Consider the following 25,451-nt stretch of genomic DNA (forward strand, 5'->3'; position numbering starts at 1 on the left):
GACGGGCCGGGCGCGGAATGTTCGTGCGCGGGCGGGCCGGGTACCGGCGGGCTGGTTGCGGGTACGGGCGGGGCGGGTTCCGCCGGCACCGGGGCAGCCGGGGCCGGTTCCTTGGGTCCGGCTGCCGCCGTCGGGCCGGTCCGGGCCGCAGGGGTCACGGCCGGCGCTCCCGGGCCTCGCGCAGCCGCCGCTGGAAGGCCACGACGCCCCAGCCCACGGCTCCGGCCGCCACGGCCGCGCCGAGCGCCGCGCCACCGGCTCCCGCGCCGGTCTGCGCCGCGGCGTCGGCGACCGACGCGCCGCCCAGGCCGGTTCGTGAGCCGCCGCGTGGCACCACACCGCGGCCGGTGCCCTCGTTCTTGATCCGCAGCGTTCCCAGGAAGGGGCCTTCCGTCCCGCCCTGGGCCTTCTCGCACACGAGGGAGACCGTGTACGAGCCGGGCGCGGCACCCGCGGGTACGGTTCCCGTACCGCCGACCTGGTTCCTGAGCGTGCTGAGCTTGACGGCCGGGACACCGGCGCGGCCGAAGGTGGCCAGCCCGGTCCGGCCGGTGCAGTTGCCGCCGTCGAAGACCGAGAACTCGCCACCCGGAGCGACCGGGTCGGGCTGCACGATCACCGTGCCGGCGGGATCGGAGGTCTCGGCGGAGCGCGCGGCGTTCGCGGCGCCCGCGCCCACGAGCGTGAGGGTCGCCGCCACGGCACCGGCCCCGAGAACCTGGGGGAGGAAATGGCGCATAGGCATGTCCCGAGCAGAACCCACGGGGCGGCCGGACGCATGTCGGCACGGTCGGATGCGGAGGGTGGTCAGTCGTGCTCACAGCGCATACGAGGTTGTTTGTGCAGGTCGGCGGCGTGGACACGGACGAGGCGGAGGTGCGGGGCCGGTAGGCCGGTCGGGTGAGGCCGTAGGCCGGGCGTGCGCCGCGTACGTCCGTATGTATGCGTATGGTCACCGGCCTGTCGGTGCGCGGCGGCCCGCGGCCGGCGGCACCTCGGTGTACGTCCTGGGGTCGCACCTCGCCGGTGGCACGGTGTCCTTCGGCAAAGCGCCCGCGGCCCATGTCTCGTGCGGCCCCTCGTTGTGCAGCAGCGCCTCGCCGGCCGGCACCGGAACCGTCCATGTCACCGTTTCCACGGCGGGCGCGACCGGCGCCACGGGCCCGGCGGACGCGTTCACGTACGCGTCCGCCGGCGACCATCGGCCGGGCACCCAACTGGCCACCAAATAAGCCGAATTGATCGCCCCGACGTCACGTCAGCACCGTTGCACCGGCTGAGGGCTGCTGGTTAGCTCTTGGTGGCCCGGGTCCCGACGTATGAGGGGAACGGGCCACCGAGGGATGGGGGCGGACCGGTGGTGAGCGGGGAGAGGGACCGGACACGGTTACGGGACGCCGTACCCCGCCGGGAGACGGCGCCCCACCACAAGACGGCACCCCGGTGCCCAGCACCGCCCCGCCCGTCCAGGCGCCGGCTCCTGCACGGCGCGGGCTCCTTCGCGCTCGGCGCCGCCGGAGCCTGGGCCCTCGCCGGCTGCACGGCGCCCGCCGCCGGCGGTGTGGGCCCCGACGGCAGGGTGACCGTCGACCTGTGGCACGGCCAGGCCGACACCGGCCGCAAGGCCATCGAGGCGCTGGTACGGGACTTCAACCGCACCCACCCGCGCGTCCGGGTGGACGCCAGCGCCGGCGGGGCGGTCGCCGACGCGATGCTCCAGAAGGTGACGGCGGCGCTGGCCTCCGGCTCGTACCCGGACATCGCCTACATCTACGGCGCGGACCTGGCCCGCGTGGCCCGCAGTCCCCGCGTGGTGGACCTGACCTCGGCGCTCCACGGCGGCGGCGCCGTCCGCTGGGACGACTACTGGGCGCCGGTCCGCGACGCGGTCACCGTCAACGGGAAGCAGCGGGCCGCCCCCGCGCTCCTGGACTCGCTGTGCGTGGTCTACAACAAGAAGCTGTTCGAGCGGGCGCGTGTCCCCTATCCCGAGGCGGGCTGGACCTGGGCCCAGTTCCTGGAGACGGCCCGGCGCCTGACGGACCCGGACCGCGGTGTCTTCGGGACCGGCTGGCCGGGTACGGGGGACGAGGACACCGTGTGGCGGCTGTGGCCGATGATCTGGGACCTGGGCGGGGAGGTCATCGCGCCGGACGGGCACGGCATCGGCTTCAAGGACGTGGGGGTGCGGGCGCTGGAGACGCTGGCCCAACTGGTCAGGGACCGCAGTGTCTACATCGACCCCAAGCCGGGCAGCGAGCAGATGTACCGGGTCTTCATCGGCGGCCGGATGGCCATGGTCGCCACCGGCCCCTGGCAGCTCCCGGACATCATCCAGGGCGGCGTCGACTACGACGTCGTACCGCCGCCGACCTACAGCGGCCGGCCGTGCACGATCTCCGGGCCCGACACCTGGACGGTGTTCGACAACGGTCCCGAGCGGTCCCGGGCCGCCGTCGAGTTCATCACCTGGCTCAACCGCCCCGAGAACGACGTCCGCTGGGACGCCACCGGCGGCAGCCTCCCGCTGAGCCGGCCGGCCTCGCGATCGGCCGGCTGGCGGCGGCACTCCGCCCGGACGACCGGGCTGCGGGTGTTCACCGGCGCGCTGAGCACCGCCCGGGTGCGGCCGGTCCACCCGGCCTATCCGCAGATCTCCCAGGCGGTGGGCGAGGCGGTCGTCGCCGTACTGCTGGGCAGGAGCACGCCGGACCGGGCGCTGCGCGGCTGCGCCGAGAAGGCGGACGCGGCGCTGCTGATCCCCCGATGACGGGCGGCGCCTTGATGACGGGGGGATGGCGATGACGGGGGTATGGGCGATGAGGGGCGGTTCCCCGATGGCGGACGGTCGCCCGATGACGGGCCGGAGCCGGCCGTCCGACGAGCGCCGTGGCCGGCCGCCCCATGAGCACCATGGCCCAGGCCACTCCCCCATGAGATCCCGGACCACCGGACGAGGAGGCAGCGGTGCCGCCATTGCCCCGTGCCGTCACCCTTGACCCGCGCGACGGCCGTCCCCGGCCCCCGGGCCGCCGGGCGGGCCCCGGCCCCGGGCGCCCCTTCCGGCTGCCCGCGCTCTCCCTCCGGCTCCGGGAGTCCGCCACCGCCTGGGGCTTCATCAGCCCTTCGGTGGTCATCATCCTCGGGCTGAGCGTCGTCCCCGTCATCTGGTCGTTCCTGCTGTCGCTGCGCGCCGACGACTTGGTGACGCCGGGCCGGTGGGTCGGCTGGGACAACTACCATGCGCTGACGCGGGACCCCGGCTTCCGTACGGCCGTACGCAACACGCTGGTGTACGCCGGGCTGTACGTACCGCTGAGCCTGGTCGGCGGACTGGCGCTGGCCCTGGCGCTCAACCGCCGCATCCGCCTCATCGGCCTGTACCGTACGCTGATCTTCGTCCCCTTCGTCGTCTCCGCCGCGGCCCAGGGCGTCCTGTTCTCCTTCATCCTCGACCCGGAGTTCGGCGCGGCCAACTCCCTCCTGCACGCGCTGGGCATCTCCCCGCAGGGATTCCTGACCGACCCGGACCAGGCGCTGTTCCTGCTGGTCCTGGTCTCCCTGTGGAGCGGCGTCGGCTTCTGCGTGGTGATCTACCTCGCGGCGCTCCAGGACGTGCCCCCCGAACTGGTGGAGTCCGCGCGGCTGGACGGCGCCGGGAGGCTGCGGATGCTGTGGCACATCACCCTGCCCGCCCTGACCCCGGTGAGCGTCTTCCTGCTGCTGTGGCAGTTCATCACCGCGTTGCAGGTCTTCGACCTGGTCTATGTGACGACCAAGGGCGGTCCGCTGGGGTCGACCACCGTCGTCGTCTACTTCGTCTGGGAGCAGGCGTTCCAGATGTTCACCGCCGGGTACGGTGCCGCCGCGGCGTACGTCCTGGCGGTCGCCCTGCTGCTGGCGGGTGCCGTCCTCCACCTCTACCGGCGGCGCCATGCCCGCGCCACGGGGCAAGGAGCCGTCCGATGACCGCGCCCGTGGCCCTGCGTGACGCCTCCCGCGTGCCCGCCCGTCCGGGCCGGCGTGCGGGCGGGCGGCGCCGGCTGCCGTTCAGCGCCTGGCACCTGCTGCTGGCCCCGCTGTCGCTGGGGTTCGCGCTGCCGCTGGTCTGGCTGGTGCTCAGCTCGGTGATGAGCAACGCGGAGATCAACCGGTTCCCGCCCGCGCTGTGGCCGAAGGAGATCGATCTGGCCGGGTACCGCTACGTGCTCAACAACGCGATGTTCCCTCGCTGGTTCGCCAACTCCTTTCTCGTCGCGGGCACGGCGGTGCTCTCCAACCTGGTGCTGGGATCGCTGGGCGGTTACGCCTTCGCCCGGATGCGGTTCGCCGGGTCCCGGCTGCTGCTCGGGCTGATGCTGGCGACCATGGTCATCCCCTTCCAGCTCACCATGATCCCGACGTTCCTGGTGATGAAGCGGCTGGGGCTGATCGACACCCTGGGCGCGCTGATCGTGCCGTCCCTGGTCACCCCGTTCGCCGTCTTCCTCTTCCGGCAGTTCTTCCTGTCGCTGCCCAGGGAGCTGGAGGAGGCCGCGTGGATCGACGGCTGCTCCCGGCTGCGGGTGCTGTACTCCGTCGTGCTGCCGCTGGCCCGGCCCGCGCTGGCCACCGTCGCGGTCCTGACCTTCCTGACCACCTGGAACGATCTGACCTGGCCGCTCATCGCGATCAACCACGACACCCAGTACACCCTCCAGCTCGGGCTGACGACCTTTCAGGGCCAGCACCACAACGAGTGGTCGGCGATCATGGCGGGCAACGTCATCACCGTGCTCCCGGTCCTGGTGGCCTTCCTGTTCGCCCAGCGGACCTTCATCCAGTCCCTGACGTCCAGCGGGCTCAAGGGGTAGCCGGGCCGCTGTCCGGACACCGTCCGCGGCCCGCCCGACCTGCCCCGCGCCCATCCCGTCCCGTCCCGTCCTGTCCCGTACGTACCCACCGTCCTCCCACCGCCCGCCCGTGGCCCGCCCTGGAGGCGCCCGTGTCCCACCGGTCCCGTGAGACAGACGTACTCGTCATCGGCGACGCCAATCCCGATGTCGTCCTGGGGCCCGTCCCCCATCCCCTGCACTACGGGCAGCGCGAGCAACTGGTCGCCTCGGCGGACCTGACGGTCGGCGGCTCGGCCGCGATCACCGCCTGCGGGGCGGCGCGGCTGGGCCTGCGGGTGGCGTTCGCGGGCCGGGTCGGCGACGACGCCGCGGGCCGCTTCGTCCGTACGGCCCTGGCCGACCGGGGTGTCGACGTCACCGCCCTGGCCACCGACCCGGGCCTGCCCACCCCGCTCACCGCGGTCCTCACCCGTGACGGCGACCGGGCCGTCCTCACCGCGCCCGGCTGCCTGGCCGCCACCGGTCCCGGGGACGTACCGGCCGCGCTGCTGGCCGGCAGCCGGCATGTCCACGCAGCGTCCTACTTCCTGATGCCGCGGCTGGCACAGGGGCTGGCCGGGCTGTTCGAGCGGGCCCGTGAGCACGGCGCGACCACCTCGCTGGACACCAACGACGACCCGTCGCGGCGGTGGGACACCGGGGCGCTGGCGCCGGTGCTGAAGGCCACCGGCATCCTGCTGCCGAACGCCGCCGAGGCGCGGGCCCTGGCGGGTGACGGAACGCGGGACGCGCTACCGGACGGGACAGGGAACACGGCGCGGGACACGGCAGCGGACGAGGCGGGCATACCCTCCCAGGACCTGGTCGCCGCGGCCGGCCGACTGGCCCGGTTCGGCCCGCTGGTCGTCGTCAAGGACGGCGCGAACGGCGCACTGGCGCACGACGGGGCCGCGGCCCTGGCGGTACCGGCGGTGCCCGCGGCGCCGGTGGACACCGTCGGCGCCGGCGACAGCTTCGACGCCGGGTTCCTCGCCGCGGTGCTGGGCGGCATGACCACGTACGAAGCACTGCGTTTCGCCGCGGCCTGCGGCGCCCTGTCCACCCGAGCCCCCGGCGGCACCGCGGCCCAGCCCACCTGGGACGAGGCCCGGGCCGCCGCCGCCCCGACCCCAGGGAGTCCCCGATGACCGACGCGCCCGGCAGCACCCCCGCGGGCACCGTGCCGCCCACACCCCACCGATCCGACGGTCCTGCCGGGACCACCCGCCCGGCCCGCGCGTCCGGCGAGGTGAAGATCGCCTTCGTGGGCGCGGGCAGCGTGGTGTTCACCCAGGGGCTGCTGGCCGACCTGCTGGCCTTCCCCGAACTGGCCCGCGCCCGGATAACCCTGCACGACATCGACCCCGAACGGCTCGCCACCGCCGAGGCCGCCGCCCGGCACATCGCCTCGGTGCGCGGCGCCGCGCCGAAGATCACCGCCCACCTCGACCGGCGCGCCGCCCTGGAGGACGCGGACTTCGTCATCAACACCGTCCAGGTCGGCATGGACGAGGCCACCCGTACCGACTTCGCCGTCCCCGCCCGCTACGGCCTGCGCCAGACCATCGGTGACACCCTCGGCATCGGCGGCATCTTCCGCGCGCTGCGCACCTTCCCGCTGCTGCGCGCGCTGGGCGAGGACATCGCCGAAGTCTGCCCGGACGCCTGGCTGCTGAACTACACCAACCCGATGGCGATGAACGTGATGTACCTGACCCGGGCCACCGGGCTGCGCCGGGTCGTGGGCCTGTGCCACTCGGTGTACTGGACCGTGCACGACCTCTGCGAGCTGCTCGGCGTCCCGTTCGAGGAGGTCTCCTATCTGGCCGCCGGCGTCAATCACCAGGCGTGGCTGCTGCGCTGGGAGCGCGCCGGGCGCAGTCTGTACCCGCTGCTGGACGAGGCGATCGCCAAGGACCCCCAACTGCGCCGCCGGGTCCGGGTGGACATGTACCGCCGGCTGGGCCACTACCCGACCGAGACCAGCGAGCACTCCTCGGAGTACGTCCCCTGGTACCTCCGTCACGACAGCGAGGTGGCGCGGCTGCGGCTGCCGGTCGGCGCGTACCTGGACATCGTCCAGGAGAACACCGCCGCGTACGAGAAGACCCGGGCCGCACTCGCCGCAGGCACCCCGCTGCCGGTGGAGGGCACCACGGAGTACGCGCCGCAGATCATCCACAGCATCGTCACCGGCACCCCGCGGACGGTCTACGGCAATGTGCCCAACCGGGGCCTGGTGGACAATCTGCCCGCCTCCGCGGTGGTCGAGGTGCCGTGCCTGGTGGACTCCCTGGGGGTGCAGCCCACCCGGGTCGGCGCGCTGCCCCCGCAGTGCGCGGCGCTGAACCGTACGTACGTCAGTACGGGCGACCTGGTGGTACGCGCCGCCACCGAGGGCGATCCGCGGCACATCCGGCACGCGGCCATGATCGACCCGGCCACCGCCGCCGCACTGCCGGTGGAACGCATCTGGGACCTGTGCGACGACCTCGTACGGGCGCACGCGGACCTCCTCCCGCCGGAACTGCGCGCCGTACTGGGGCACTGAGCGCACGACGGCACAGCGGCCCGGGGGCACGTCGGCCCGGGGACCGGCCTTACGGTGCGCGGTAGTCGGCTTCGCTGAGGTCGAGGTTCATGAACGCCTCGGGCTGTGGCAGCGGTTCGAAGCCCGCTTTGGCGTACACGCCGTGGGCGTCGCCGGTGATCAGCATGATGCGGCGCAGCCCGTACGGCTCCAGATGGTCGCGGACCCGCGCCGCCAGTGCCGTACCCAGTCCCCTGCCCCGGGCGCGGGGGGCGATGTAGACGTCGCACAGCCAGGCGAAGGTGACGTGATCGGTGACGACCCGGGCGTAGCCGACCTGGTGGCCCGAAGCCCGCTCGTAGACGCCGAAGTTGAGCGATGCGGCGATGGCCCGGTCCTGCCGTTCCCGGGAGCGGCGGGTGGCCCAGTAGGTGTCCGTGGTGAGCCAGTGGTGCACCAGCTCCGCGTCCAGGCGATCGGGGTCGGTGGATATCTCGTGGTCCTCGTCGAGGGCGATGGTGTCGATCATGGCGGCGAGAATCTCAGAACCACCGGCCCGGCGTCATGCCCCGTAAGGAGGATCGGGGCGGTGCCGCTCCCGTGACCGGTGCGGCGCGCGACGTCGGAAGTGCGGTCGAACCGGACGCGCGGGCGGCCTCCCGGTCGTACACTTGCGCCCACGGAACACACTCTCCACCAGGTTGACGAGGAGGCCGTCGCTGATGCATGCGAGTGTGGGAGACCGACTGCTGGTGCACGGCAGGATCGTGGGGCAGCACGACCGGACCGCCGAGATCATCGAGGTCCTGGGGGCGGACGGCACCCCGCCGTACCGGGTCCGTTTCGAGGACGGCCACGAGACCGTGATGTCGCCGGGGCCGGACACGGTCGTACGTCCCTTCCCCGCCGAAGAGGCATAGCGGCCCGGCCCGCCGGGCAGCGACCCTGCCGACAGGTGCCCCCGGCTCCCCGGGGCCGTCCCGGCGTCCGGCCGGCCCCGGTGGAGGCCGGCCTCGGGCCCGGCCGGGATCGCGGCGGGGAGCCGGCCGTAAGCCCGGTGCGGCGCGCCGTCAGCGCGGCGGGCGCGCCGGGTGACGGTAGTGGTCGGCCACGACCCGGGCCATGGCTCCGGCCGGGTCCTCGGCGACCTCCTTCGCCGAGAAGAAGATGTGACCGTGCACCTGCGGGTAGCGCCGGGCGAAGGTGAGGTGGCGGGAGAGTTCCGCGCGGTCCTGCCACTGCGGCGGCTGGCCGGCCGCCCCCGCCTTGTACAGCGCCTCGCCGATGCACAGATGGACGCGGGTGCCGTTGACGACGTCCGCCCACCACGGCACGAGCTTGGCGTAGTCGGCGGCGGCGAAACCGATGTGCCAGTACACCTGGGGCACGATGTAGTCGATCCACTGCTCCCGCACCCACTTGCGGGTGTCGGCGTACAGGTCGTCGTAGGTCTGCACCCCGGCGCGGGTGTCGGAACCGGCCGGATCGGTGGCGCGATTGCGCCATATGGCGAACGGGCTCACCCCGAAGCGGGCCTTGGGGCGCGTCCGGTGCACCCGGTAGGCGGTCTCCCGCACCAGCCGGTCGATGTTGTCCCGGCGCCAGGCCGCGCGGTCGGGGAATCCGCCGCCGTGCGCCCGGTACGCGGCGTCGTCGTCGAAGGTCTGCCCCGCCACGGGGTACGGGTAGAAGTAGTCGTCGAAGTGGACGCCGTCGACGGCGTACCGCTCCACCGCGTCGAGGATCGCGTCCTGGACGAAGTGCCGTACCTCCGGCAGCCCGGGGTTGTAGTAGAGCTTGCCGCCGTACGGCACCACCCACTGGGGGTGCTTGCGCGCGGGGTGGGAGGGGACCAGCTTCGAGGGGTCGGTGTGGTTGGCGATGCGGTAGGGGTTGAACCAGGCGTGCAGTTCCAGCCCCCGCCGGTGGGCCTCGCGCACCGCGAAGCCCAGCGGGTCCCAGCCGGGGTCCTTGCCCTGCGTACCGGTCAGGTACTGCGACCAGGGCTCGTACGGGGAGGGCCACAGCGCGTCCGCGGTGGGCCGCACCTGGAAGACCACCGTGTTGAGCCGGTCCGCGACGGCCTTGTCGAGGAAGGCGATCAGCTCGGAGCGCTGCCGCCCGGACGGCAGCCCGGCCTTGGAGGGCCAGTCCCGGTTGGCCACCGTCGCCAGCCACATCCCCCGGAACTCCTGCCGCCCGTTGTTGGAAGCCCGCTTTGTCCCGCTTTCCCGGGCCATCGCCTCGCCCGCCGGGCCCGCACCCGGCAGCGCGACGGCCGCGCCCAGTGCCGTCACGGCGAACGCTCTGCGGCTCAGTGTGATCCGTCTCATGTCGCGCCCCCTACTTGTCCGATACGTCCCGGGGTGAGAGACCAGAATGCCCGCCCCGGCCCCCGGTGCACAGCGACGCGCGGAGTAACGTCGGGGCCGAGGCGGACGCCGGGGTCTGTTCCCGCCACAAGCGGGGCCCTGTGCCACGCCGCCGGTCCCGAAGATCAGCGAAAGGCACGAGGTGACGGACTCAACTGTGGACATTGCACGCGTCGGGGTGGTGGGCTGCGGCCAGATGGGCGCGGGCATCGCCGAGGTCTGCGCACGCTCCGGCCTGGACGTCATGGTCGCCGAGACCACCGGCGAGGCGCTGGAACTGGGCCGCACCCGCCTGACCAACTCGCTCGGCAAGGCCGCCGAGCGCGGCAAGATCACCGTCGCGGAGCGCGACGCGGCGCTCGGCCGGCTCAACTTCACCACCGACCTCGGCGAGTTCGCCGACCGCGACCTCGTCATCGAGGCGGTCGTGGAGAACGAGCAGGTCAAGACGGAGATCTTCCAGGTTCTCGACCAGGTGGTCAGCCGCCCCGACGCCATCCTGGCGTCGAACACCTCATCGATCCCGCTGGTGAAGCTGGCCGTGGCGACCTCGCGCCCGGACCAGGTCATCGGCATCCACTTCTTCAACCCGGCACCGGTGCAAAAGCTCGTCGAGCTGATCCCCGCGCTGACCACCGGGGAGGAGACCATCAAGCGCGCCGAGATGCTGGTCCAGAATGTCCTGGGCAAGCACGCCATCCGCGCCCAGGACCGCTCCGGCTTCGTCGTCAACGCGCTCCTGATCCCCTACCTGCTCTCCGCCATCCGGATGTTCGAATCGGGCATCGCCAGCCGCGAGGACATCGACAACGGCATGGAAATGGGCTGTGCCCACCCCATGGGCCCGCTCAAGCTCTCCGACCTCATCGGCCTGGACACGGTCGCCTCGGTCGCCGACTCGATGTACCACGAGTACAAGGAAGCCCTGTACGCCGCCCCGCCCCTCCTCCAGCGCATGGTCGACGCCGGCCGTCTCGGCCGCAAGACCGGCTCCGGCTTCTACACGTACTGAGACCTGGCCGGCTCCCGACCCGGCCGTACGCGAGGAGCACCCACCCGCCACCCGGCAACCGGAGGGCCGCCACCATCAGGTGGCGGCCCTCCGCCCGTTCCCGGACGGGGGACGTCCGGCCCGCCGACGGGCTGCGCCACCGGCAGACCGTGCACCGGCACCACGCCGCCCCCTCCTGACGGCCGCGGGCCGCATGGAGATCAGGCAGGTCCGGCAGCCGGACCGGATCAGACCGGATGGTGGTCGGCGACGGCGCCGAGTTCGATGCCGTGCTCAAGCAGGGCCTTCAGTGCGCACAGCACAGTGGTGAAGCCGCCGACGGTGTCGTTGACCCAGCGGACGGCGTCGTCCCCCGACCCCTGGAAACCCGTCTCGGTGACCTCCACGAACGTGGCGTTCGACGCCTGCGGGGTGAACTTCAGTTCGACCAGGGTCGGCTGCTCGTAATTGCCCCACTGGAAGCGGATCAGCCGGCCTTCCTCCACCGCCTCGACCCGGACCTGGACGGACGCGCCGTACGTCTCCCACTCCCAGCGCAGCTCGGCTCCCGGAACCATCCTTCCGCTGCTCCTGCTGTACCAGAACCGCGTCGTGACGGACGGATCGGCGAAGGCTTCGAGCACCTCTTCCGGCGGCTTACGAATGATCATGGAAGCGGAGGCGGCAGGGGCTTGGGTCAGCTCCAGTTTCTGCATGGCCACCATCATGCACTCCCCGGGCCCCCTGCCCGGTGACGCGCGCCGCCGTCCCCGCACAGCGAAGACGACGGAGCCCGCGCTCGTCCGCGAGGAGAGCACGGGCCTTTGACCGACGGCGATCCGGGTCAGCCGTCCGCGGGCGAAGAGGAGCGGCTCCATGAGGAGCCTATGAGGAGGCCCGCGCGGAGGGCTGTCCGTCCGCCGCTCGGGGGAAAGACGGCGGACGGACATCCGGCCGGCGGGCGCCCGTCCGCCGGCGCTTCCCCCGTGGCTTCCGAGTCAACTGCCGCCGCGCCGCGTGCGGGAGCGTGTGAAAGCCGCGGGCACGGGTGCCCGTCTCACACCCCGTGTGCGCGGCGCACACCCCCACCGCCTTTCGCCGCCGCCGCTCACGGTGGGTCACTTCACACGGGGTGTGCGCGGGTGACCCGCATATTCCCTGCGCACACGCTCCCGCCGTACAGCCCAGGGCAGTTAGCTGGGCCGCGTATGGACAACGAAGTCTCTTCCGCAAGAGGAAAGAGGAGCGGACCGTGACCGCCCACCCCAAACCGAACCGGTCGCCATGGAAACGGTGGAGCTCAGGCGCTGCCTCGATGTGCGTACCGCCCGTGTCGACGGACAGCTCGCGCTGCTCGTCCAGCGCTCCGAGCAGAACGAACGTGACGCGGGCGAACTGCACGCCCGCGTCACGCGTCTGGAGCACGGCCGATGGCCGCTGCCCTCCATCGCCGCGCTCACGGGTCTCGCGGCACTGGTGATCGCCGTGTGGCAGGTGGTGGGGCATTGACACTGCTCGCCGGTCCGGTTCCGGCCGGGACAGGCAGTCGGACGGTACGCGGCGGGACCGGTCGGGTCAGCCCGTCAGCCCAGCCGTATGTGGTGCAGGAGCAGCAGTGCAGCCGCCATGTTGGCGGCCGGCACCTCCCCCTTCGCCACCAGGTCCGGCACGAGTTTGAGAGGAACCCACTCCCGTTTGTCGGACTCGAAGTCGTCCTGTGGATGACCTACGTACCGGCCCTCGTCGGACCAGTAGATGTGGTGCCGGGCATCGGTGAGCCCGTTGGACGGCTCCACGGAGAGGAGGTGCCGGAGGGGACCGGGACGCCACCCGGTCTCCTCCTCCATCTCACGGGCTGCCGCGACCGCGATGTCCTCGCCGTCCTCGACCACCCCCGCGGCCAGCTCCCATCCCCAGTTGTCGGTGATGAAGCGGTGCCGCCACAGCAGCAGCACCTCGTTGGCCCGGTTGACCACCGTGGCCACGGCAACGGGCCGCAGCCGGATCAGATAGTGATCCAGATGACGGCCGTCGGGGAGTTCGACATCGGCGAGATTGACCCGGAACCAGCGGTTCTCGTACACGGTCTGCTCCCTGAGATTCTTCCAACGCACGTAGTGCCACCTTCCGCCGTTGAGCCGGCAAAGGTGACACGGGCCTGGTTCACAGCGGAACGCGCAGCGCCTCGTCGATCAGGTCGGCAGCCTCGTCGGTGGCGGAGCTCCCGGTTTCGGCCAGGTGCTCACGCACCGCCCGGAGCCGGTCCCGCAGCCGCTGGGACTCCATCCCCCGTGCCTGCTCCGTCATCTGCGCGGCATTGGCCACGGCCCGGTCCGCGTCCCCTTGGCGCAGCTCGATATGAGTGAGCATGGCCAGCCGGTGGACCCGGCCCCGGTCGTGCGCGGGGTGTCGACGGCGGCGTCGGCGTGCTGCCGTGCGGAGCGCAGATCGCCCAGGCTCAACAGGGCCTCCGCCACTTGTACGTTCACCAGGCCCGGCTGGACGTAGTCCGTTTCGTCGGGCTCCAGACCGGGACGTATCCGCTCCGCCGCCGCCTCCGCGCGCCGGATGCACGACAGCGCGCTCGCGCCGTCGCCCAGGCGTGCGTAGGACTTGGCCTGCATCGCGTAGAGGTCGGCCGCCAGCGCCGCGGTGATCTGCGGTCCGGCGGTGCGCAGGGCTGCCTCCGCGAAGGCGACCGCCTGGCGGTACTCCCGTACGAACAGGCACTGGTTGACCAGCAGCGCGATGACATACGCGCCCAGTCCCCGGTCCCCACTGGCCTTCGCCAGCCGCAGTGCCTGATGGAAGTAACGCTGGGCCAGTCCCAGAGCGTCCGAGTCGTACGCACAGATGCCGGCGACCGCCACCAGCCCCCCGGTCGCCCGGTGGAGCTGCCGGCCCGTCGCGTCGGTGTAACTGCCGCGCAGCAACGGGGCCGCCTCGGTGTTGAGGAATCCGACGACGCGCGTTCTGGTCGCTATACCACCCGCCTTCCGGTACATCTGCTCGTAGTGGGTACGGGCCGCGCGCAGCATCTCGATGTCGGCCATGCTCACGCGCGTCAGGCCGTCCCGCGAGACGTCGGAGTCCTCGGGCGGGTTCTCCCACTCCCATACGGGTATGACCGCCGAAGTGCCGGTGAGCGCCGGGGCGGCCAGCACATGCGGACGCTGCTGCTCGTCGGACCGCCACAGCGCGGTGGCCCGTTCGACGAAGCCCGACAGCGGAGTGTCGGGCGGGCGCCGCACCCCGGGCCGGCTGAGCCCGATGTCATCCAGGCCGACGGCACGGTGCAGCCGCTCACCGAGTACCTCACAGATCAGGTCGGGAACCTGCCCGCGGGGCCGCTGCCCCTTCAGCCAGCGTGCCACGGCGGTGTGTTCATAGCGCAGGTTCAAGCCGCGCTGACGGCCGAGCTGGTTGACGTGTACGGCCAGTCCGGCATGCGAAATGCCCGCTTCGTCGAGGATCGCGTCGAGCAGGCTGTTGGGCTCCATGGCGCCCTCCTGATGAGCCCGCCCGGCGCGACGGGCCGTCGTCTCGTGGAGTCGAGTGGATTTGTCGACTCAAATCCCCCTCGAATCAGCGTAGTCAAGGGGGGTTCACACGGGGTGTGCTTTTCCGTCCGCTTCCGTCCGTGACCCTTTTCCGTCCGTGACGGCGCGCCGATTCGGGGTGGCCGTGCGCCGTGGGGTTACCCCGGCGGCGGTCTTCCCCCCTTCCCCCCGTGCGGGGTGCGGTTTCGCCTTCGGCGGGAGGGGTTGGTGGGGTGGGCGCTTTGCGCTTGCTGGGTGGTGGGTGGCGGGGTCGGGCCTGCGGGGGCGTGTATCAAAGCTGCTTCGCTTTACGCTTTGATACACGCCCCCTCCGGCCCGCCCCCTCCCGTCCGGTAGCGCGCCCACCCCTGGGGGGAGGGTTGGTAGGTGACCCGCCGTGCGGGTCGGTACCCCGAAGGCGGCTCCTGGTGGCAAAAAGCACAGGGCGGGCGTATGGGGAGGTCGTGCCCGGAGGGGTGGCCGTACGGGGAGGTCGTACCCGGCGGGGCGGCCGTACCGGCCGGGTCTTGGGACCGGTTGGAAAGATGTGACCGGCGGCTCGGGGACGGCCGGGCGTGGGCGTATCGGGGACTCCCCGCAGGGCCGTGTGCAAGACGCGGGCTTCCTTTTACGGCGTACCAGCCACGCACACGGCCCGAGGAGTGGCCCCGGTGCGACCGCGCCCCACCCCACCCACCGACCGCACCGGGTCCAAGACCAAACAATCCGCACATGACCGACAAGGTCGCGCCGCAGGCATCGCGCCACACACAGCAACCACCCACAACGAGCCGCCGCCCACAAGCGCCACCACCGCCACAGGCGGAAAAGAGCCCGGCAGCGCATCGCTGCCGGGCTCTCCGCCGACCGGGGCCGCCTCAGATCACGCGCCGCGCAGCACCGCTCCCGTGCGCTCAACGGCCACCGCGACCGCCGCGTCCCGCGCCGCCGAAGCCTCCTCGGCGGTGAGCGTGCGGTCCGGCGCGCGGAACCGCAGCGCGTAGGCCAGGGACTTCTTGCCCTCGCCGACCTGCTCACCGGTGAAGACGTCGAACAGCCGCAGCGACTCCAGGAGCCCGCCCGCGCCCTCACGCAGCGCCGCCTCCACCTGGGCCGCCGGAACCGCGGAGTCCACGATCAGCGCGACGTCCTGCGTGGCGACCGGGAAGGTGGAGATGCGCGGGGCGCGCACCACGCCCTCCCCCGCCTCCTCCAGGCGGTCCAGGTCGATCTCCATCGCGCCGGTGCGCTCCGGCAGACCCAGTGCCTTGGTGACGCGCGGGTGCAGCTCACCGGCGTTGCCGACCAGGACCTCCCGGCCGTCGACGACGGCGAGCAGCGCGGCGCACCGGCCCGGGTGCCACGGCGCGCGCTGGTCCTGGCGGACGATCAGCTCCACACCCGCCTCCCGGGCGACGACGCGGCCCGCCTCGACGGCGTCCGCCCAGCTCGCCGGGCGGCCCTGGCCCCACCAGCCGGCCTGCTCGCGCGCCCCGGAGAGCACCACGGCGACCCGGCGCGGCTGCCGCGGCAGCGCGGCGTTCAGCGCGGCGATCTCCGTGTCGGTCGGGCGGCGGTCCACGGACAGCCGGGCGGCCGGCTTCTCCTGACCGGTCGGCTGGAAGACCAGCCCGGTCTCGAACAGCGCCAGGTCCTGGCTGCCGCGGCCGGCGTTGCGGCGCAGGGCGCCGAGCAGGCCCGGGATCAGCGTCGTACGGAGGAAGGGCTCCTCGTCGGAGAGGGGTTGAGGAGCTTGACGGTCCGGCGGCGCGGGTCGTCCTCCTCGATGCCGAGCTGGTCCAGGGCCGTCTTGCCGATGAACGGGTAGTTCAGCGCCTCGACGTAGCCGGCGCCGACCAGCGCGCGGCCGACCCGGCGGTGCAGCCGCTGCCGCTCGGTCAGGCCCCGCCCGGCGGGCGGCGAGGGCAGCGTGGAGGGGAGGTTCTCGTAGCCCTCCAGCCGGATGACCTCTTCGGCCAGGTCGTTGGGGTCGGTCAGGTCGGGCCGCCAGGACGGCACGGTGACGACCAGCTCGTCCTGCCCGTACACGTCGCAGCCGATCTCCTGGAGGCGGCGTACGACGGTCTCGCGGCCGTAGTCGACCCCCGCGACCCGGTCCGGGTGTGACGCGGAGAGGGTGATCGTGTGCGGCGCGCCGGGCGAGGAGATCTCGGTGACGCCGGCCTCGGCGGTGCCGCCCGCGAGCAGCACCAGCAGGTCCACGGTCCGCTGCGCCGCCGCCGAGGCGGCCTGCGGGTCCACGCCGCGCTCGAAGCGCTTGGACGCCTCGGAGGACAGCTTGTGGCGGCGGGCCGTACGGGCGATGGAGACCGCGTCGAAGTGCGCGGCCTCGATGACCACCTCGGTGGTGCCGGTGGCCTCGCCGGTCTCCGGGTCGGTCGCGGAGTCGGCGATCTCGGTGTTGGCGCCGCCCATGACGCCCGCCAGGCCGATGGGGCCGCGGTTGTCGGTGATGACCAGGTCGCCCGCGTCCAGGACGCGCCGCGTCCCGTCCAGGGTGGTCAGCTTCTCGCCCGGCTCGGCGCGGCGCACGCCGATCGTCCCCTGGATCCGGGAGCGGTCGTAGGCGTGCAGCGGCTGGCCCAGCTCCAGCATCACGTAGTTGGTGACGTCCACGGCCAGCGAGACCGGGCGCATCCCGGCCTTCTGGAGGCGGCGCCGGAGCCAGATCGGGGAGCGCGCCTCGGGGTCCAGGCCGACGACCGTACGGGCGGTGAAGCGGTCGCAGCCCATCGGGTCGGCGATCTTGACCGGGTAGCCGTAGGAGTTGGGCGGCGGCACGTCCAGCAGCGCGGGGTCGCGCAGCGGCAGGCCGTAGGCGGTGGCGGTCTCACGGGCGACGCCGCGCAGGGACAGGCAGTAGCCGCGGTCGGCGGTGACGGCGATGTCCAGGACCTCGTCCACCAGCTCCAGCAGCTCGATGGCGTCGGTGCCGGGCTCGTACTCCGGCGGCAGCACGATGATGCCTCCGCTGCCGTCGTCGCCCATGCCCAGCTCGTCACCGGAGCAGATCATGCCCTCGGACACCCGGCCGTAGGTCTTGCGCGCGGCGATCTTGAAGTCGCCGGGCAGCACGGCGCCGGGCAGTACGACCACGACCTTGTCGCCGACGGCGAAGTTGCGCGCGCCGCAGACGATGTTCTGCGGCTCGCCGGTGCCGTTGGCGGTGCCGACGTCGACCGTGCAGAAGCGGATGGGCTTCTTGAAGCCCTCCAGCTCCTCGATCGTGAGGACCTTGCCGACGACCAGGGGGCCCTTGAGACCGGCGCCCAACTGCTCGACGGTCTCGACCTCCAGCCCTGCGGCGATCAGCTTGGCCTGTACGTCACGGCCGGTCTCACCGGCCGGCAGGTCGACGTACTCCCGCAGCCAGGAAAGCGGGACCCGCATCAGATCTCCATCCCGAACGGCCGGGTGAAGCGCACGTCACCCTCGACCATGTCTCGCATGTCCTCGACGTTGTGGCGGAACATCAGCATCCGTTCGATGCCGAACCCGAAGGCGAATCCGCTGTACTTCTCCGGGTCGACGCCGCAGGCCGTCAGGACCCGCGGGTTGACCATGCCGCAGCCGCCCAGCTCGATCCAGCCCTCGCTGGAGCAGGTGCGGCAGGGGCGGTCCGGGTTGCCGACGGACGCGCCGCGGCAGACGTAACAGACCATGTCCATCTCGGCGGACGGCTCGGTGAAGGGGAAGTAGTTCGGCCGCAGCCGGGTCTGCATCCCCTCGCCGAACAGGGCGCGGACCATGTGGTCCAGGGTGCCCTTGAGGTCCGCCATGGTCAGGCCCTCGTCGACGGCCAGCAGCTCGACCTGGGTGAAGACCGGGGTGTGGGTGGCGTCCAGCTCGTCGGTGCGGTAGACGCGGCCGGGGCAGATCACGTACAGCGGCGGCTCGCGGTCGAGCATCGTACGGATCTGTACGGGCGAGGTGTGGGTGCGCAGCACCACGCCGGTCTGGTCGGTGCCCGCCGCGTCGTTCTCGACGAAGAAGGTGTCGTGGGTGGTGCGGGCCGGGTGGTCCGGCGAGAGGTTGAGCGCGTCGAAGTTCAGCCACTCGGACTCGACCTCGGGGCCCTCGGCGACCTCGTAGCCCATGGCCACGAAGATGTCCTCGATCCGCTCGGACAGGGTCGTCAGCGGGTGCCGGGCGCCGGCCGGGAGGCGGTCGTACGGCAGCGTGACGTCGACCGCCTCCTCGACCAGGACCCGGGCGTCGCGCTCGGCCTCCAGCTCTTCCTGGCGCGCCTTGAGCGCCTGGTTGACCTGGCCGCGGGCCTGGCCGACGCGCTTGCCGGCGTCCGCCTTGGCGTGCGGTGGCAGGGCGCCGATCTCGCGGTTGGCCAGCGCGAGCGGGGAGCGGTCGCCGGTGTGGGCGACCTTCACCTCGCGCAGCGCCTCAAGATCGCCGGCGGCGGCGACGGCGGCGAGCGCCTCGTCCCGCACGCGGGCGATCTCTTCCGGTTTCAGTGCCTCGACCTCGACAGGGTCGTACGACTTATTGGGTGCGGACATCTCTTCCCGTGCTTCCGATGGGCTGCGCTTCGCATCGCCCCGGCTGATTTCCCTGCCGGGCTTGCGAAGCCGAGCTTGGCGCGCGGTCGGGGCGTCTGGTGGACCAGACACCCCCAACCCCCGACCCTGCTGGCAGGTGTCCGAGTGGATCGGACATCCCTAAAGGCCAAAGGTGCCAAAAGGCAAGTCTAAGGGGACGGCCGCCGCGCCCGGATCCGCGCCCCCGGTCCGGGTGAGCCCGTCGGTCCCGGTCAGGCCATGAAGGCCGGGGTCCCGACGGGCAGGCTAAATCGGAACCGGGCGCCGCCGGCGAGGGCCCGGCCGACCGTGATCGTGCCGCCGTGGGCCTCGACGATGCCCTTGACGATGTACAGGCCCAGGCCGGTGCCACCGCGCTTGCTGCCCCGCCAGAAGCGGGTGAAGACGCGGCTCATCGACTCCTCGGGGATGCCGGGGCCTTCGTCGCTCACGGTGACGGTCGTTCCTTCCGGGCCGGTGCCGCTCGGTGACGGTCCGACCTCAATGGTGACGGTTCCCTCGCCATGGCGCACCGCATTTTCCAACAGGTTGCCCAGGACCTGGTCGATCTTGTCCGGATCGGCCCACAGTTCGGGCAGCGGTTCGCGCATCTTGATCAGGAAGCGGTCCGGTTTCTGTCCCGCGGTGGTCTGCGCCTGGACGTGGCGGCGGACGGCCGCGGCCATGTCGATCCGCTGGCGCCGTACCTCCAGCCGGCCCGAGTCGATCCGGGAGATGTCCAGCAGCTCGGCGATCAGCCGGGTGACGCGGTTGGCGTCGGCGTCCACGGTCTCCAGCATCAGCCGCTTCTGGTCGTCGGTGAAGCGCTCCCACTTCTGCAGGAGGGTGGCGGTGAAGCCCTTCACGGACGTCAGCGGCGAGCGCAGCTCGTGGGCGACGGTGGCGATCAGCTCGGCGTGGCTGAGTTCGGTGCGGCGCCGGGCCTCGGTGCCACGTACGGCGATCACCACGCGGCGTACGGGGCCGTTCGGCCGGCTGCGTACGTAGCGCGCCGAGACCAGCACCTCACGGCCGCCGAGCAGCAGGTTCCGCTCCGGTTGGCCGCTGCGGATGGACAGGCCGCCGTAGGGGTCGGTGAGCTGCCACCAGCGGCGGCCCTCGATGTCCTGGAGCGGCAGGGCCCGCTCCAGGGGACGGCCGAGGGCGTCCTGGGGGGCGATGTCCGTGATGCGGGCGGCGGCGGCGTTGAAGCAGATGACGCGGCCGGTCTCGTCGGCGACGACCAGGCCGTCGGGGAGATCGTCGGGGTCCAGACCGAGATCGGCGAAGCAGCCCCGGACGCCCGGGGCCGGTGGGGCGTCCGGGGCCGGTGGGACGCCCGAGTCGCCAGGGCCAGCCGAGTCGCCCGGGCCGCCCGAGTCGCCTGGGGTTTCCGAGGCCACCGAGGCTCCTGGGGCGTGGGATTCGGCGGAGACGCCGGGCGGGCAGGTGTCAGCGGCGACCGTGGTGCCGGAAGTCCTCACATCCATCCCCGCTACCCCTTCCGGGCCCCCGGGCACGCAACCCTACTAGCCGCGGGAGGCGGAGCGGCACCCTCCGGGGGTGCGCTGCGCACGGGCGGAGGCGTACAGGCAGACGGCGGCGGCCGTGGCGAGGTTGAGGCTCTCGGCCCTGCCGTGGATCGGTACGCGCACCACGGCGTCCGCCAGTGCGCGGGTCTCCTCCGGCAGCCCCCACGCCTCGTTGCCGAACACCCAGGCCGTCGGGCCGCTCATGGTGCCCTGGTCCAGCTCCGCGTCCAGGTCACGGTCGCCTGCGCCGTCGGCCGCCAGGATGCGTACGCCGGCGCCCTTCAGCCCGCCGACCACCTGTTCGACCGGTACGCCGACGGCGACCGGGAGGTGGAAGAGCGAACCGACCGAGGCCCGTACGGACTTGGGGTTGTACAGGTCGACGGAGGCGTCGGTCAGCACGACCGCGTCCGCGCCCGCGGCGTCCGCGCAGCGCAGCACCGTCCCGGCGTTCCCGGGGTCGCGGACGTGGGCGAGCACCGCGACCAGCTTGGGCCGGGCGCGCAGGATCTCCTCGAACGGGGAGTCCAGGAACCGGCAGACACCGATCAGCCCCTGGGGCGTGACGGTCTGGGAGATGTCGGCGACGGTCCGGTCGTCGGCGAAGTGGACGGGCACCCCGGCGGCGTGTGCGGCGGAGACGATCTCGGCGTGCCGCTCGGCGGCCTCCACGGTCGCGAACAGCTCGATGAGGGTGGGCGTGCCGCCGGTACGGTGCGCGATCGCCTCCCGTACCGCCTGCGGGCCCTCGGCGATGAACCGGCGCTCCTTGCCGCGGAAGGTGCGGCGGGCCAGCCGCCGGGCGGCGGCGACACGCGAGGAACGCGGGGAGATCAGCTCGGGGGTGCCCATGGGCGGCGGCTCGCTTCTGCGGTGGTCAAGGTGGTGGTCAAGGACGCGGGGCGGAGAAAACAAAAAGCAAAGAGGCGGCAAAGGCCACAGCCCGGCAGGTCCGCCCGGGGGTGCAAACGGCGGCGGACCCGCAGGCCGGAAGCCTGCGGGTCCGCGTCACACAGCCTTCAGGCGCCGGTTCAGGCGGCCTTCGGGGCGTTGACGTCGCTCGGCAGCGCCTTCTGGGCGGCCTCGATGAGCGCGGCGAACGCGTTCGGGTCGTTGACCGCGAGGTCGGCCAGGATCTTGCGGTCCACCTCGATGCTGGCGGCCTTCAGACCCTGGATGAAGCGGTTGTAGGTCATGCCGTTGGCGCGGGCAGCGGCGTTGATGCGCTGGATCCAGAGCTGACGGAAGTCGCCCTTGCGCTTCTTGCGGTCGTTGTAGTTGTAGACGAGGGAGTGGGTGACCTGCTCCTTCGCCTTGCGGTAGAGGCGAGAACGCTGGCCGCGGTAGCCGCTGGCCTGCTCGAGGATCGCCCGGCGCTTCTTGTGGGCGTTGACTGCCCGCTTGACGCGTGCCACTTGTTAACTCCTTGTAGCGGGGCCGCGGTTGTCCGCACGCGGCCCGGTTCGATTGGGTCCCGGTCCAGGTCCTGCTGCGCCCACGCCGTGCGGGGCGCGCGGACTCACTTGCCGAGAAGCTTCTTGATCTTCTTGGCGTCGCCCGGGGCCATCTCGGCGTTGCCGGTGAGGCGACGCGTCAGACGGGACGACTTGTGCTCGAGCAGGTGGCGCTTGCCGGCGCGCTCGCGCATCACCTTGCCGGAGCCAGTGACCTTGAAGCGCTTGCTGGCACCGCTGTGCGTCTTGTTCTTCGGCATGCGCCGTTCTCTCCTCGTCAGTGGCGCCCCCACCGGTGGTGAACCGGCTTGGAGGGGGCGTCAGATATATCCGTCGGTAACCGGGGCGGATGCCCCGGCGTCGATCCGGGGCTCGCGCCCTGGATCACGCCTCGGCGGGTTCCTCGGCGGGCTCCTCGGTGCGCTGCACGTCCGCAGGAGCCGCACCCTGGCGCTCCGCCTTGCGGGCGGCCTGCGCCTCGCGGGCCTCGGCCATCGCCTCGGTCTTCTTCTTGTGCGGACCGAGGACCATGATCATGTTGCGGCCGTCCTGCTTCGGATTGGACTCGATGAAGCCCAGGTCCTGGACGTCGTTCGCAAGCCGCTGCAGCAGTCGGAAGCCCAGCTCGGGGCGGGACTGCTCGCGACCACGGAACATGATCGTGATCTTGACCTTGTCACCCTGCTTGAGGAACCGGACGACGTGACCCTTCTTGGTGTCGTAGTCGTGCGGGTCGATCTTCGGCCGGAGCTTCATCTCCTTGATGACCGTGTGCGCCTGGTTCTTGCGCGCCTCACGGGCCTTCATGGCCGACTCGTACTTGAACTTCCCGTAGTCCATGAGCTTGCAGACCGGCGGGCGGGCGTTGGCCGCCACCTCGACCAGGTCGAGGTCGTACTCCTGCGCAAGCTCCAGGGCCTTGGCAAGCGGCACGATGCCGACCTGCTCGCCGCTGGGACCGACGAGTCGCACCTCAGGGACACGAATCCGGTCGTTGATGCGGGGCTCGGCGCTGATGGATCCTCCTCGGTTGCACCACGCGGCCACCTGGCAGGTGACCACGTTCCTCTTGTGGCGACCACCCGCTCCAGAACGCGAAAAGCGCCCTGACCGGGACATAAGCGGGCTCCTTCACTACCGGAGCACCAGCGAATGAACCGCAGGGCGCGCATAACGGACGCTTCCCCCTCGAAGAGAGGGCGGACCGTTGGACCGGGACCCGTCGGCCTCTCGGCCGATCAGGTGGGAGAAGGAGTCTCCACTTGCGGGCCAGACACAAGGTGAGCCTGGCCAGTCACCAAACAAGCATACCAGTCCCGCGGGGGCCTGCCGCCGGGCGCTCGGTAGGGTGCCCTGGTGACGCTTCCCGACGGCATATACGGCACGGACGGCACGACGGGCGGTGCGGCGGACCGTGCAGACGGCACGACGGGCCGTCCGGATGACACGGCGGACCGTGTGGATCACGCGGCGCACCATGTGGACCACGTGGCGGGCCGTACGGACAGTACTGCGGGGCGAACGGCCGTCCCACAGGACGCGACGGTCATCTGGAGCTGGGCCTCCCCCATGGCCCCCGACGCCGTGGACACCGCCCGTCCCGGTCACGCCGGCCTGCTCGACGAGCAGGAGCGCGCCCGGGCCGCCCGGATGCTGCCCGCCAAGGCCAGGCGCTTCGTCACCAGCCGCGTGGCCCTGCGCTCCATCCTGGCCGGCGTGCTGTCCGTACCCGCCCGCGAGATCACTCTGGGCCGGTACGCCTGTCCGGGTTGCGCGGACCCCGGACACGGACCGCCCCGGGTGGTGTGGCCCCGTACGCCGCTGCGCATCAGCCTCTCCCACACCTGGGATCGCGGTCTGCTCGCCGTGAGCACCGGACCGGTAGGGGTGGACATCGAACGGCACCGGACCGTCGACGCGGACGCCCTGGCCCGGACCGTCCTGTCCCCCGCCGAGCTGGCCTGGCTGGAGCGCACCACCGACGCGGGCACCGAGGCGCGGACCCGGGCCTTCTACCGGTGCTGGACCCGTAAGGAAGCGGTGCTCAAGGGGGTCGGCACCGGCATCGCCGGGGACCTGCGGCGGCTGGACGTCCGGCCGGACCGGGCCCAGGCCCTGCTGCGGGTCCCGGTCGGCGACCGGCTCGAATCCTGGTGGGTACGGAATCTGCCGCTGGGGGACTCCTGGACCGCCGCGCTCAGCCGCCCGGCGGGCACGCCGGCCGCCTTCGAGCTGCGTACGTGGCCCGCGCAGGCCGCGGCCGGGGGTACCCACTGAAGATCCCGTACGTTCACATACGCTGATCCCCGGCCCCCCGGAGCCCCGTTCCCTTACCGCTCCCCTATAGATGTGAGAGTCATGACCGACGCCACCCCTCAGCAGCCGCAGCAGCCCGACGCCTCGTCCCCGTCCCCGGATTTCGACGCCATGACGCGTGACATCGCGGACGTGCCGGCGGTCGAGGTGATCACGACGGTGGCGGTGCACCTGATGAGCGCGGCGGCGGTCAACCTGGGTCTCGCCGAGGAGGGCGACCAGCACAAGGACCTGGACGAGGCCCGCAAGCTGATCCACGCGCTGGCCGGGCTGGTGACGGCGAGCGCCACCGAGATCGGCTCGTACCACGCGGCGCCGCTGCGGGACGGGCTGAAGTCGCTGCAGCTCGCCTTCCGTGAGGCGTCGGTGGTACCGGACGAGCCGGGTCAGGGACCGGGCGAGAAGTTCACGGGGCCCGTGTACGGCTAGTACGGGCGGCTGATACGGCCCCGGTACGGCCGGTACGACGCGTAGATACCGGCCGCCTACGGGATCGCGTGCCCCTCCCCCGACGCCGGGCCTTCCCGGCCCGCCGCTCCCGGGGAGGGCTCGGCGGCGCGTTCGTCCGCGACGACCTTGGGCTCCTGCGGCGGATGGGTGAGCTGGTGCACCACCGCGGCCAGCGCCCCGCCGATCAGCGGCGCCAGGAGGAACAGCCAGAGCTGGGTCAGCGCGGCGCCGCCCGCGAACAGGGCGGGGCCGAAGCTGCGCGCCGGGTTGACCGAGGTGCCGGTGAGCGGGATGCCGATGAGGTGGACGGTGGCCAGCGCCAGACCGATCGGCAGGCCGTCGAAGCCGATCACCGCCACCTTGTGCGTGACGGCGAGCACGACGAAGACCAGCAGGAAGGTCAGGACGACCTCGGCCAGGAAGGCGCCGCCGAGGTTGATGTGGACGGCGGAGCGGTCGCCCCAGCCGTTCGTGCCGAACGCTTCGCTGGTCTTCAGGCCCGGCACCTGCTTGGCCAGCAGGAAGAGCAGCGCGGCGCCGATCACGCCGCCCAGCATCTGGGCGATCCAGTACTCCACGGCCGTACGGACGGTGATGCGGTGGGCCAGCAGCATGCCGAGCGTCACCGCGGGGTTGATGTGGGAACCTGAAACCGGGCCCAGGGCGTAGGCCAGCGCCAGCATGGTGAAACCGAAGGTCAGGGCGATGCCGAAGGTGCCGATGTACTCGCCGGCAAGGACGGCCGAGCCGACGGCGAAGAACACCAGGAGCAGCGTGCCGAGGAATTCGGATACGACCGAGCGGGTCTCCGTGGTCTCCATGGGACTCTCCTCGCGTGGA

23 protein-coding genes and 2 pseudogenes are annotated in these 25,451 nt (G+C 72.1%); 11 read left to right on the forward strand and 14 right to left on the reverse strand.

From position 1 onward, the window contains the following. Nucleotides 1–154: 154 nt before the first annotated feature. A complete protein-coding gene (locus KGS77_RS05010) occupies nucleotides 155–745 on the reverse strand; it encodes a hypothetical protein (protein ID WP_242578866.1) in 591 nt (196 codons plus the stop codon). A 289-nt stretch (nucleotides 746–1,034) separates the two neighbouring features. Here KGS77_RS05010 and KGS77_RS05015 point away from each other — a divergent pair, with 289 nt between their 5' ends. The 6 genes from KGS77_RS05015 to KGS77_RS05040 all read left to right on the forward strand — a co-directional run bounded on the left by KGS77_RS05015 (nucleotide 1,035) and on the right by KGS77_RS05040 (nucleotide 7,425). Then, complete coding sequence (locus KGS77_RS05015) at nucleotides 1,035–1,232, forward strand: hypothetical protein (RefSeq protein WP_242578867.1); 198 nt, start codon at nucleotides 1,035–1,037, stop codon at nucleotides 1,230–1,232. A gap of 248 nt (nucleotides 1,233–1,480) precedes the next feature. Then, on the forward strand, nucleotides 1,481–2,770 hold the full coding sequence (locus tag KGS77_RS05020; protein WP_242587297.1) for an ABC transporter substrate-binding protein: 1,290 nt from the start codon (nucleotides 1,481–1,483) through the stop codon (nucleotides 2,768–2,770). A 296-nt stretch (nucleotides 2,771–3,066) separates the two neighbouring features. Further along, a complete protein-coding gene (locus KGS77_RS05025) occupies nucleotides 3,067–3,969 on the forward strand; it encodes a sugar ABC transporter permease (protein WP_242587298.1) in 903 nt (300 codons plus the stop codon). Then, entirely contained in the window at nucleotides 3,966–4,853 is an 888-nt protein-coding gene (locus KGS77_RS05030) for a carbohydrate ABC transporter permease (RefSeq protein WP_242578868.1), read from the forward strand. Before KGS77_RS05025 ends, KGS77_RS05030 begins: the two co-directional genes overlap by 4 nt. Nucleotides 4,854–4,984: 131 nt before the next feature. Then, the gene (locus KGS77_RS05035) at nucleotides 4,985–6,022 is read left to right on the forward strand and encodes a sugar kinase (protein ID WP_242578869.1); all 1,038 of its coding nucleotides are present in this window, start codon (nucleotides 4,985–4,987) and stop codon (nucleotides 6,020–6,022) included. Continuing rightward, complete coding sequence (locus KGS77_RS05040; protein ID WP_242578870.1) at nucleotides 6,019–7,425, forward strand: alpha-glucosidase/alpha-galactosidase; 1,407 nt, start codon at nucleotides 6,019–6,021, stop codon at nucleotides 7,423–7,425. The genes KGS77_RS05035 and KGS77_RS05040 overlap by 4 nt, the downstream gene beginning before the upstream one ends. A 49-nt stretch (nucleotides 7,426–7,474) precedes the next feature. On the opposite strand, the gene KGS77_RS05045 is transcribed toward KGS77_RS05040, so the two are convergent. Continuing rightward, complete coding sequence (locus tag KGS77_RS05045) at nucleotides 7,475–7,933, reverse strand: GNAT family N-acetyltransferase (RefSeq protein ID WP_242578871.1); 459 nt, start codon at nucleotides 7,931–7,933, stop codon at nucleotides 7,475–7,477. A 193-nt stretch (nucleotides 7,934–8,126) separates the two neighbouring features. On the opposite strand from KGS77_RS05045, the gene KGS77_RS05050 reads away from it, so the two are divergent. Further along, complete coding sequence (locus KGS77_RS05050) at nucleotides 8,127–8,324, forward strand: DUF1918 domain-containing protein (protein WP_242578872.1); 198 nt, start codon at nucleotides 8,127–8,129, stop codon at nucleotides 8,322–8,324. A gap of 150 nt (nucleotides 8,325–8,474) precedes the next feature. Here the strand turns inward: KGS77_RS05050 and KGS77_RS05055 are convergent, their stop codons facing one another. Then, nucleotides 8,475–9,737 (reverse strand): family 10 glycosylhydrolase, encoded by a 1,263-nt coding sequence (locus KGS77_RS05055; RefSeq protein WP_242578873.1) that lies wholly within the window; start codon nucleotides 9,735–9,737, stop codon nucleotides 8,475–8,477. Nucleotides 9,738–9,933: 196 nt separating this feature from the next. Between KGS77_RS05055 and KGS77_RS05060 the strand changes: the two genes are divergently transcribed. Then, nucleotides 9,934–10,788: a 3-hydroxybutyryl-CoA dehydrogenase gene (locus KGS77_RS05060; RefSeq protein ID WP_277994185.1), complete on the forward strand. Its 855-nt coding sequence runs from the start codon at nucleotides 9,934–9,936 to the stop codon at nucleotides 10,786–10,788. Nucleotides 10,789–11,015: 227 nt separating this feature from the next. Here the strand turns inward: KGS77_RS05060 and KGS77_RS05065 are convergent, their stop codons facing one another. After that, the gene (locus tag KGS77_RS05065; protein ID WP_242578875.1) at nucleotides 11,016–11,483 is read right to left on the reverse strand and encodes an SRPBCC family protein; all 468 of its coding nucleotides are present in this window, start codon (nucleotides 11,481–11,483) and stop codon (nucleotides 11,016–11,018) included. 568 nt (nucleotides 11,484–12,051) lie between these two features. On the opposite strand from KGS77_RS05065, the gene KGS77_RS05070 reads away from it, so the two are divergent. Beyond that, a complete protein-coding gene (locus KGS77_RS05070) occupies nucleotides 12,052–12,276 on the forward strand; it encodes a hypothetical protein (RefSeq protein WP_242578876.1) in 225 nt (74 codons plus the stop codon). Between the two features lie 74 nt (nucleotides 12,277–12,350). Here KGS77_RS05070 and KGS77_RS05075 read toward each other — a convergent pair whose 3' ends face one another. The 9 genes and pseudogenes from KGS77_RS05075 to infC form a co-directional block, all read right to left on the reverse strand. Continuing rightward, a complete protein-coding gene (locus KGS77_RS05075) occupies nucleotides 12,351–12,881 on the reverse strand; it encodes an NUDIX hydrolase (protein WP_242578877.1) in 531 nt (176 codons plus the stop codon). A 49-nt stretch (nucleotides 12,882–12,930) separates the two neighbouring features. Next, nucleotides 12,931–14,267, reverse strand: a pseudogene (locus KGS77_RS05080) (transcriptional regulator). Between the two features lie 922 nt (nucleotides 14,268–15,189). Next, nucleotides 15,190–17,717 (reverse strand): annotated as a pseudogene (gene pheT, locus KGS77_RS05085) (phenylalanine--tRNA ligase subunit beta). Further along, entirely contained in the window at nucleotides 17,717–18,841 is a 1,125-nt protein-coding gene (pheS, locus tag KGS77_RS05090) for a phenylalanine--tRNA ligase subunit alpha (RefSeq protein ID WP_242578878.1), read from the reverse strand. Before pheS ends, pheT begins: the two are co-directional and overlap by 1 nt. 251 nt (nucleotides 18,842–19,092) lie before the next feature. Then, complete coding sequence (locus tag KGS77_RS05095; RefSeq protein WP_242578879.1) at nucleotides 19,093–20,349, reverse strand: PAS domain-containing sensor histidine kinase; 1,257 nt, start codon at nucleotides 20,347–20,349, stop codon at nucleotides 19,093–19,095. 39 nt (nucleotides 20,350–20,388) lie between these two features. Further along, entirely contained in the window at nucleotides 20,389–21,243 is an 855-nt protein-coding gene (locus KGS77_RS05100; protein ID WP_242578880.1) for an RNA methyltransferase, read from the reverse strand. Between the two features lie 179 nt (nucleotides 21,244–21,422). Next, nucleotides 21,423–21,806: a 50S ribosomal protein L20 gene (gene rplT, locus KGS77_RS05105; RefSeq protein ID WP_242578881.1), complete on the reverse strand. Its 384-nt coding sequence runs from the start codon at nucleotides 21,804–21,806 to the stop codon at nucleotides 21,423–21,425. A gap of 104 nt (nucleotides 21,807–21,910) precedes the next feature. Continuing rightward, nucleotides 21,911–22,105, reverse strand: coding sequence for a 50S ribosomal protein L35 (gene rpmI, locus KGS77_RS05110; RefSeq protein ID WP_242578882.1), 195 nt, complete (start codon nucleotides 22,103–22,105; stop codon nucleotides 21,911–21,913). A gap of 124 nt (nucleotides 22,106–22,229) precedes the next feature. Further along, on the reverse strand, nucleotides 22,230–22,892 hold the full coding sequence (gene infC / locus KGS77_RS05115; RefSeq protein WP_242587299.1) for a translation initiation factor IF-3: 663 nt from the start codon (nucleotides 22,890–22,892) through the stop codon (nucleotides 22,230–22,232). Between the two features lie 309 nt (nucleotides 22,893–23,201). On the opposite strand from infC, the gene KGS77_RS05120 reads away from it, so the two are divergent. Both KGS77_RS05120 and KGS77_RS05125 read left to right on the forward strand, forming a co-directional pair. Continuing rightward, on the forward strand, nucleotides 23,202–24,122 hold the full coding sequence (locus tag KGS77_RS05120) for a 4'-phosphopantetheinyl transferase superfamily protein (protein ID WP_242578883.1): 921 nt from the start codon (nucleotides 23,202–23,204) through the stop codon (nucleotides 24,120–24,122). A gap of 81 nt (nucleotides 24,123–24,203) precedes the next feature. Next, nucleotides 24,204–24,590, forward strand: a complete 387-nt coding sequence (locus KGS77_RS05125) for a DUF1844 domain-containing protein (protein ID WP_242578884.1) — start codon at nucleotides 24,204–24,206, stop codon at nucleotides 24,588–24,590. A 56-nt stretch (nucleotides 24,591–24,646) separates the two neighbouring features. Here KGS77_RS05125 and KGS77_RS05130 read toward each other — a convergent pair whose 3' ends face one another. After that, nucleotides 24,647–25,432 carry an MIP family channel protein gene (locus tag KGS77_RS05130; RefSeq protein WP_242578885.1) on the reverse strand — a complete coding sequence of 262 codons (786 nt, stop codon included), beginning with the start codon at nucleotides 25,430–25,432 and terminating at the stop codon, nucleotides 24,647–24,649. Nucleotides 25,433–25,451: the final 19 nt, after the last annotated feature.

It is taken from the genome of Streptomyces sp. MST-110588 (assembly GCF_022695595.1).
Classification (GTDB): Bacteria; Actinomycetota; Actinomycetes; order Streptomycetales; family Streptomycetaceae; genus Streptomyces.